This window comes from Ruminiclostridium hungatei (genome assembly GCF_002051585.1).
In the GTDB taxonomy this organism is placed as follows: Bacteria; Bacillota; Clostridia; order Acetivibrionales; family DSM-1351; genus Ruminiclostridium; species Ruminiclostridium hungatei.
In genome coordinates this window covers 1-9,076 of the sequence record NZ_MZGX01000043.1, presented here as the reverse complement: position 1 = coordinate 9,076, position 9,076 = coordinate 1, and the positions used below count along the sequence as shown (strand labels likewise).

Annotated in this window: 6 protein-coding genes and 1 pseudogene; all 7 read left to right on the top strand. The window is 43.7% G+C overall.

Annotated features, from left to right (window positions below; translation table 11 throughout):
- The coding region (locus CLHUN_RS21140) for an RHS repeat-associated core domain-containing protein (RefSeq protein WP_278247572.1) at nucleotides 1-3,440 on the top strand (3,440 nt) is incomplete at its 5' end.
- A complete protein-coding gene (locus CLHUN_RS21135; protein WP_080066673.1) occupies nucleotides 3,440-3,799 on the top strand; it encodes a DUF2019 domain-containing protein in 360 nt (119 codons plus the stop codon). The genes CLHUN_RS21140 and CLHUN_RS21135, both read left to right, overlap by 1 nt.
- Nucleotides 3,800-4,618: 819 nt before the next feature.
- Nucleotides 4,619-5,857, top strand: coding sequence for an IS110 family RNA-guided transposase (locus CLHUN_RS21130; protein WP_080066674.1), 1,239 nt, complete (start codon nucleotides 4,619-4,621; stop codon nucleotides 5,855-5,857).
- Nucleotides 5,858-6,058: 201 nt separating this feature from the next.
- On the top strand, nucleotides 6,059-6,283 hold the full coding sequence (locus CLHUN_RS21125) for a hypothetical protein (RefSeq protein ID WP_080066672.1): 225 nt from the start codon (nucleotides 6,059-6,061) through the stop codon (nucleotides 6,281-6,283).
- An 11-nt stretch (nucleotides 6,284-6,294) separates the two neighbouring features.
- A complete protein-coding gene (locus CLHUN_RS21120) occupies nucleotides 6,295-6,543 on the top strand; it encodes a CPCC family cysteine-rich protein (RefSeq protein WP_080066671.1) in 249 nt (82 codons plus the stop codon).
- An 847-nt stretch (nucleotides 6,544-7,390) separates the two neighbouring features.
- Nucleotides 7,391-8,073 (top strand): annotated as a pseudogene (locus CLHUN_RS22400) (IS110 family transposase); the annotation flags it as partial.
- 273 nt (nucleotides 8,074-8,346) lie between these two features.
- The coding region (locus tag CLHUN_RS21110) for an RHS repeat-associated core domain-containing protein (RefSeq protein WP_242656587.1) at nucleotides 8,347-9,076 on the top strand (730 nt) is incomplete at its 3' end.

Below are 9,076 nucleotides of genomic sequence, written 5' to 3'. Positions count from 1 at the left end.
ACACCCAGAGGAATAACCAGCAGGCAGACAGCGGAAACAGCGTAAAATACCAGTACTACCATGACGGCAGGATAAAAGCCAGGACAACGAAAGATAAAAATGATGCAATCCTTGCAAAAGAGGAATACTTATATGCCGATGCATATGACCTGGATAACGACGGAAAAGCGGATTGCAGCAAAACAACACGAATACTGGCGGGTGACGGCAATTCCCCCACAGTGACCTATAATACCTATACCGACAGGGCCGGAAGAATAATCCGGGACAGTGTGCTGCACAACGGAAGGGAACTGTTCAATACCTATCAATATGACTACCTGGGAAATAAGATTCAGGAGAAATCCGTACGGGCAAACGAAGAAAACTGGACAGAGCCTTACACCATGAAGTATGCCTATGACTATGCCGGACGGCTGATTGAAACCACAGATATCCTTGGGCAGCGGTCAACAGCCGTGTATGATGCGCTCGGCAGGGTGACAGCGAAGAAGGACAACAGGGCAAATGCACAGTCTCTGCCCTATGCCACCGAATATACCTATGACAATAACGGAAGGGTAATAGTAGAAAAAATACCCTTTGAGAATTCTGAAGGTACTGCTTATCATACAATAAAAAAGCACTATTATGATTCCAACGGAAATGTTACAAGCGAAAGGGTTACAAATAACAAGCCGGGACAGGAGACCCAATACGGCAGGACGGATTTTGCATATGACTCAAAAAATCAATTGGTTAAAACCACCACCTTTGAGGGAGACAGCCCTGAGAACTATACACAATATTTTAATGATGCAGCGGGCAATAAGGTCAGGATGTATACAGGCTTATCCTCACCCTTGACCATTGTCGGGCTTGACGCTGTGACCCCCGGCACAGATGGGGAGTACTCTGTGACGAAATACAGCTATGACCGTTTTAACAGGCTGGAAGCAATGACCGACCCACTGGGGCAGAGTGAGACCTACAGCTATGATTTGAACGGAAACGCTGTAGGCAAAACCGACAGGAACGGAAACATAACGGTCACTGTATATGACGGGCTGAACAGGCCCAAAAATGTAACTGTGACCACCCCTGACCACACCGGAGATGTTGCAACCAGCTACCAGTATACACTGACAGGAAATAAGCAGGCCGTGACAAGCGGAAACGTAACCACCCTGTACCGGTATGACGACCTGGGCCGCCTGTGCACCGAGACTTCAGCAGATGTGGTCAAGGAGTATGGCTATGATGCCAATAACAACAGAAAAACCTTCACGGTGACAAAAAACGGTGCAGCCAACATAAACACAAGCTATATATATGACAAAATGAACAGGCTGGAGCAGGTCTATGAAAACAGTGAGCTTGCAGCGGTATATTCATATGATGAAAACGGAAACAGAAAGACCTTGACCTATACAAACGGCAATGCCACCGCCTATGATTACAATCTGAGCAACAAACTGACCTCCCTTGTAAACAGGGACGGGATGACGGAAATATCCGGCTATGCCTATACCTATTACCTGGACGGAAACCAGGCATCAAAAACCGATAATACCGGAAAGATCACAGAATACCAATATGACGGCCTGGGAAGATTGACAGGTGAAGCCCCCGCAGGAGAACCGGCTATAGCCTATACCTATGACGACAGCAACAACCGGAAAACCATGACGGTAGACGGAGTGTCGGTTACAGCCTATGCCTATGATAGCAATAACAGGCTTACGGAAGAGACAAAGAATGCGGGACAGTCCTCAGCGACCACCCATTACAGCTATGACAACAACGGAAATACAATCTGCAAAACGGTGGAAGCTGCGGGAAATATGGGAGCAGCAGAAGTAAAGGCAGAATTAAAAGCAGAATTAAAAGCAGAAGCAAAAGCGAGAGCAGAAGGAGAAGCATCAAACTCAGAATATATGCCGGGAACAGCCTCGCTTGCTATACAGGGGCAAACCACAGAAGTTGATATATCGGCAATCGGAGCAGCAGAGGAGATAACGTCGGTAGGAACAGCTTCTATAGAAACTGATTCTACAGCTTCTACAGAAACAGCCTTGTCGGGAACAACCTCCACGGAAAAAGCTTCACTGGAAATAATCCCGATGACAACCCTGGATACAGCCACAGAGCAGGCACTGAGCCTTGAAGCCCAAACGGCAGATACAAGTGAAAGCAACAGCAACAATGCAGTAAATACTGAGAATAGCATTACAATAAATGAATACAATGCTTTGAACCAACTGATAAAAGTGACGGAAGGAAACAATACATACAGCTATACCTACAATTGGGATGGGTTGAGAGCCTCAAAAACAGTAAACGATGTGACCACAAACCATATATGGGACGGTGACCAGATGGTGCTGGAAACCGACGGCACAGGAAACGTAACCAACAAGTACGTAAGGGGAATAAATCTCATATACTCCGGGGAAGGTGCAAATAGAAGATATTTCCTGTATAATGGTCATGGTGATACAGTACAGCTTACCAGTACCACCGGAGGCAGCATAAAAGTGTATGATTATGATGCCTTTGGAAATGAGAAGAACATAGACCCTGGTGATACAAACCTGTTCAGGTACTGCGGTGAGTACTTCGATAAGGAAACCGGGACTATTTATCTGAGGGCGCGGTATTATGACCCCACCATAGGCAGGTTCATCACGGAGGATAGCTATTGGGGTAAGGATAGTGACCCGCTGAGTTTGAATTTGTATACTTATTGTGGGAATAACCCGATTAACTATATTGACCCTAGTGGACATTTGAGTGACGAGTATTTATTAAGGCTAGCAGGGGATTCTCCAGTTAACGCTAGCGACTATAGTCAAATTAAAAATCCTGTAGCACGTGTCTATTGTGCTTGGGGTAATACAATTCCAAATAAAAGGATTTCTGTTCTGAACAGTCAAAGTGCAACATTTTTTGGAACTGAATTTTATTTGCGACTGTTATATTTATATGAATATGAGGGAATTGATGTTACAAAACTTAGTAGGAATAAACTAGATTCTATATATGAAGAAGTTCATATGAATAAAATTGGAGAAATAACAGCTGGACTTGATGCAAGTGCTATGATAGCAGGTAATATTGGTAAATACTTTGCTAAGGGTGCGGGTAGTGCTGGACAGGGATTCAATACGTTTAATGCGGCGAAGAAAGCCTTAGGCTCACCTGGTCAGGGCAATCAATGGCATCATATTGTAGAGCAGTCACAAATAAGCAAGTCAGGCTTTAGCCCAACGCAGATTCAGAACACAAATAACCTTATTGCGGTTGATAAAGCTACACATGCACAGATAAGCGGATACTATTCATCGAAGCAAGCATTTACCGGAGGGAAAACAGTTAGAGACTGGTTGGCAGGGCAAAGCTATGAGAAACAGTTTGAATTCGGTATGCAAAAACTAAGGGATTTCGGGGTGATTAAGTGATGAAAGACATTAATAAAATAATTGAAGAATACAAGAATTATGCTGTCTTACACTGGAAGGCTTCTCGTGAAGGGGATTATAAGACTGCAAATAAGAATTATGCTAAATTAACCAAAATATACAATCAATTGCTTGATAGCGAGGAGTTAAGAGAGAAAATTTTATTACATTTGTTAAATGATGAGAATTACACTGTTCAATTATGGGCAGCGGCTCATAGTCTTGCATTAGGAAAATTTAAGGAGGATGCAGTATCAAAGTTGGAGTTTATTTCTAAGCTGAGTTCAAATGAAGCACCAAGTTTTGAAGCAAAAATGACACTGCAAGAATGGAGCGAAAAAGGAATATTGACTTTTTAACAGTAGGAATCAGTATTGGTTTTCTGTATGTTGTTTAACAGGCGAGGAGGACACCTTTACAGGAGCCTTGTAAAGTGCTGGATTTTGCTGAGATTATGCAAACACAGCAACCCACACCGCACCTATAAAAACGGCTAAAAATGCGAGTCCCTTGTCATTCACAGCACCCTGTACAGCACAAAGGCCGTTTTACAGCACCCTAAATCGAACCGCTACAACGCCGGCACTGCCGGCGTTTGTGGCTGCGAGGGGCCGCTTGCGACCACCTCGCTTTATCCTGCTCTTTTTTCAACCGGGATTTACGCTGGATTATAGAATATTTACCTGTCCTCAAATCGGCTTGGCAAGCTTAAATTGAGTGCAGAGGGTATCCATCTTCCACCTTTCTATTTGAAGGGGACACAGGGCATTACCGTGCGTTACAGGGGTAAGACTGGGAGTGGATGCGATTGAAAATGAAAAAGAGAGAGTAAAAAGGTGAAAATAATTTGACGATACAGGCTGAACCCCTATGAACCCCTCTTTCCAAAAAAATCTGCCTGTGGTAAAATTTGTGCCAGAGGGGGTATAAGGGGGACGAAAAACCTGCCCTTTTTCTTTTTCTGAATGTGACAGCTTGGAAACAAATCTTAGAAATGACTTGCAATGATTATCAAACAGAGTTAACATCACACACCAAAGCAAATAACCTGTTTGAAACTGTGAGTCTTGCGGTAGATAGGCTGTCGCGCCCTTGCGGGTCTGAAAAGACTAACGCTATCATCTGAGGTTGCCGGTACTCGGGGCTTTATGCGGATGCAGGAAAAGAGAAGGGATGATATGCAGAGAAGAGAAAATTACCTCTATGTCGGTATGGACTTGCATAAGGACACCCATACCGCTGTATTGGCGAACTGTTGGAACGAGAAACTGGACGTAATAACGATTGAAAACAAGCCCAGCGAGTTTATTAAGCTGGTAAAAAAGGTAGACAAAGTGGCCTTGAAGCTGGGACTGTCTCCGATTTACGGCTTGGAAAACGCTTACGGCTATGGCAGAAGTCTTGCGGTATGGCTCATTGAAAAAGGGTACACAGTGAAGGACGTGAATCCCTCCCTGGCTTATGATCAGCGTAAAAGTGCGCCCATGATGAAGAAAAACGATGAGCACGACGCTTACTGTGTGGCGACAGTGCTGATCAACCAGCTTCACACCCTGCCGGACGCAAAGCCGGAGGACAGCCATTGGACATTGTCCCAGCTTGTCAACCGCCGGGATACCCTCGTCAAAGATGGTATCCGGCTGAAAAATGGTTTACATGAGCAAGTTTCAGTTGCTTACCCAAGCTATCATAAATTTTTCTGTGACATTGACCGGAAGACGGCTTTATACTTTTGGAAAGTCTACCCGTCACCAGGTCATCTGAAAAACAAATCAGCAGAAGAATTGACAGCAGAACTGAAAGCCATTGCAAGCAACTTTTCAAAAAGCAAAGCTCAATTCATAATGGATTGCGTTCATAATGACGGTGACACGATACGGGAGTATCAGGAATCAAGGGATTTTATCACCCAAAGCCTTGCGCGGTGTCTTGAGCAGCAGAAGGAAGAAATAGCCCTAATCGATTCTGAAATCGAAAAAATGCTGAGGTATTTTGACTACAAACTAACCACAATACCAGGCGTCAGCACCGCCACAGCAAGCAAGCTGATCGCCGAAATCGGTGATATACGCCGCTTTCCAAGTGCCGATAAACTGGCTCGTTATGCGGGAATCGCACCAATCAAGTTCAGTTCCGGCGGGAAAGGCAAGGAGCAAAGTTCAAAGCAGGGCAACCGCGAACTGCACGGCTTGTTTTACTTTCTGGCAGTTTCCATGGTTACGGTTCCGAGGACAGGAAAGCCGAATCAGCCTATATTCTACGCCTATTATCAGCGTAAAATCAGCGATGGCAAGACGAAATCACAGGCGTTGGTCTGTATTATGCGACGGCTGGTGAATATTGTTTATGGCATGATGAAGAACAAGACGGAGTATCGTCCCCTTATGGTTGACGATGATGCTGCAGAAGAACAGTAATGATTGTTAAAGCACAGCATGAGATTGTGATATAATTTTTAAAAAGGAATATGGACTTTCAACCCTTAATCTGAGATATACATTCTTCCACCTGAGGGGGCGAGTAGTACTTGGAAAGCAACAGACTTTGCAGAGGGATATTTACAAAAACATTATGATAAACATGTAATTAAAAAGGCTGAGTGGGGAGCCAATAGTTCAATGACAGTAAACCAATACTTTAATAAAGCAAAGAATCTTTTAAACAGCTCCGTAAAAGGAGATATTGATGGATTTGTTTCAAAAGAAGGTTGGGTATTTAGATATAATAAAGCCACAAATGAGTTTGCTACAGCTAAACCGGACGGCACTATAGAGACCTTATTCCGACCAGCAGAAGGAATAAATTATTGGAAAAACCAAATAGAATTATTTAAATCTAAATAAGGAGACGAATTATGAGTTCTAAAAAGAAATATCCTTGCCCTTGTTGTGGATACTATACACTAAATGATAAACCGGGAAGTTTTGAAATATGCCCAGTATGCTATTGGGAGGACGATAATATTCAATATGTCAAACCGGATTATGAAGGTGGTGCAAATGGTATTAGTTTAAATAAAGCTCGTGAAAATTATAAAAAGGTGGGGGCAATCTCACAAGAATACTTAGATTGTGTAAGGTCCCCATTACACGAAGAAAAATGAGTTATTTACAGGTCACACAGCTTCGGCTGCTGTGGCCTTTCTTCTTATCATGAGAGTAGACATAAAATTAAGAAAGTGTAACCGGTAGAGAACATACTTTTAAAATACTTTATACTGCATTTTTATTTGCCGTAGTAATATATAAAAAACAGCTTATATCAAAGGTGTTGTTATTTGCAACTAATGAGCAAGTGGAAAAGAACATATTGCTGCAAAAAGCAATAGATAGCTGTCAGCATATTTAAGAGGCTTTAACAGCCACCTTAAAGACCACCTTTGAAACGCCAGCAAATAGGCAGTTGCGACCTATCTCGACCACCTTTCCCGACACCCTATGATTTATTGCGACCACCTATGACAAATGCCGCAGCCCGCATTGCGGGCTGATGTGAGCCGACAGGGATTTGATGATTGAAAACATGCTGTACGGATTAATTTCTCCAGCCCGATTTTTACTCAGTTCATGAGATATAGCGCCCCCCCCCATGGTTCATGGTGAACCATATCTTGACCAGTATTTTTGTCCATGCTAAAATGGGGGCAGACGGGGGTTTAAGGGGGAAAATTCCCTTTACTCTCATAAGGCATATCATAAAACAGCATACCAAGCAGAGAAGGTATAATATTTTTTCTTCTCTGTTTTTTTCTATCAAAACTCCCTAGAATCTACTTGCAATCCTTCCGTACCAAAGTTAACATCACACACAACGTAAGAATGAACCAAGGCCCGTGATGCCTGAAATCACGTAATTTGTCACACTATGAATGGATAGGTTGGCGTTCCCTTGCGAGGTCAAAGAACGAAAGTTCTTAGACTAACGCTCTTAAATTGAGGTTGCCGGTGTGAGTGGTGGAGACAGACGAAAAGGAGAGGATAAGGATTTATCAGAAAAGAAATACCTGCTTTATTGGAATCGACATGCATAAAGACACGCATTGCGCAGTGGTTATTGACTGTTGGATGAATAAACTCGGAGAGGTCAGCTTTGAAAACAGGCCTTCCAAATTTCCTGCATTCGTTGAGGATGTGAGAAGGATATGCGGTACAAAGGAATTTGTATTTGGCCTGGAGGATACCAGAGGCTTTGGCAGAAACCTTGCGGCCTATCTGGTTGGTAGGAGGTTTGCGGTAAAGCATGTCAATCCGGCTTATACCAGTGCCATAAGGCTATCAAACCCTATTGTCTTCAAGGATGATTCCTACGATGCCTACTGCGTTGCCAGGGTACTCTGGGACATGACGGATACCTTGCAGGATGCCAGGTAGGAGGATATCTTCTGGACGATACGGCAGTTGGTAAAAAGGCGGGACTTGATAGTGAAGAGTAATGTCATGAACAAGAACCAGCTGCACAGCCAGATAGCCCACAGCTACCCGTCCTACAGGAAGTTCTTTGCCCTGATTGATGCCAAGAGCGCTCTATGTTTTTGGGAGAACTACCCTTCGCCGGAGCATGTGAAAGAAACAAGTCCAGAGAAGATATATGAAACCATAAAGCCGTCCATCAGGCGTTGAAGTTACAGCGTATAGCCTATACCTATGACGACAACAACAGGCTTACGGAAGAGACAAAGAATGCGGGACAGTCCTCAGCGACCCCCCATTACAGCTATGACAACAATGGAAATACAATCTGCAAGTACAGCGAAACAATTTCACCGGCTACACAGGGGCAAACGGCAGAAGTTGATATATCAACAACCGGAGCAGCAGAGGAGATAACGGCGGCAGGAACAGCTTCTACAGAAACAGCCTTGTCGGGAACAAGCTCCACGGAAAAAGCTTCACTGGAAATAATCCCGATGACAACCCTGGATACAACCACAGAGCAGGCACTGAGCCTTGAAGCCCAGACCCCGGGCACAAGTGAAAGCAACAGCAACAATGCAGTAAATACTGAGAATAACATTACAATAAATGAATATGATGGTTTGAATCAATTGGTAAAAGTAACCGAAGGAAACAATACCTACAGCTATACCTATAATTGGGATGGGCTGAGGGCCTCAAAGACAGTAAACGGCGTCACCACAAACCACATATGGGATGGTGACCAGATGGTGCTGGAAACCGACGGCACAGGAAACGTAACCAACAAGTACGTAAGGGGAATAAATCTCATATACTCCGGGGAAGGTGCAAATAGAAGATATTTCCTGTATAATGGTCATGGAGATACAGTGCAGCTTACCAGTACAACCGGAAGCAGCATAAAAGTGTATGAGTATGATGCATTTGGTGTAGAGAAGAACATAGACCCTGAGGATACGAACCTGTTCAGGTACTGTGGAGAATATTTCGATAAGGAAACCGGGACTATCTATTTGAGGGCGCGGTATTATGACCCGGAAATAGGACGTTTTATTTCAGAGGATAGTTATTGGGGTAAGGATGCTGACCCGCTGAGTTTGAATTTGTATACGTATTGTGGGAATAACCCGATAATGTTTTCGGACTCATCAGGACATTTACGACAGCCAGGTTATGTAAATGGTGTTTGGTGTTTTGACCCAGATGCAACGGAATTTGGAA

Excerpts from the sequence above, each read along its gene's own strand:
- CLHUN_RS21130 (WP_080066674.1), top strand. The coding sequence starts at position 4,619 with ATGCAGAGAAGAGAAAATTACCTCTATGTCGGTATGGACTTGCATAAG.
- CLHUN_RS21120 (WP_080066671.1), top strand. The coding sequence starts at position 6,295 with ATGAGTTCTAAAAAGAAATATCCTTGCCCTTGTTGTGGATACTATACA.
- CLHUN_RS21125 (WP_080066672.1), top strand. The coding sequence starts at position 6,059 with ATGACAGTAAACCAATACTTTAATAAAGCAAAGAATCTTTTAAACAGC.
- CLHUN_RS21135 (WP_080066673.1), top strand. The coding sequence starts at position 3,440 with ATGAAAGACATTAATAAAATAATTGAAGAATACAAGAATTATGCTGTC.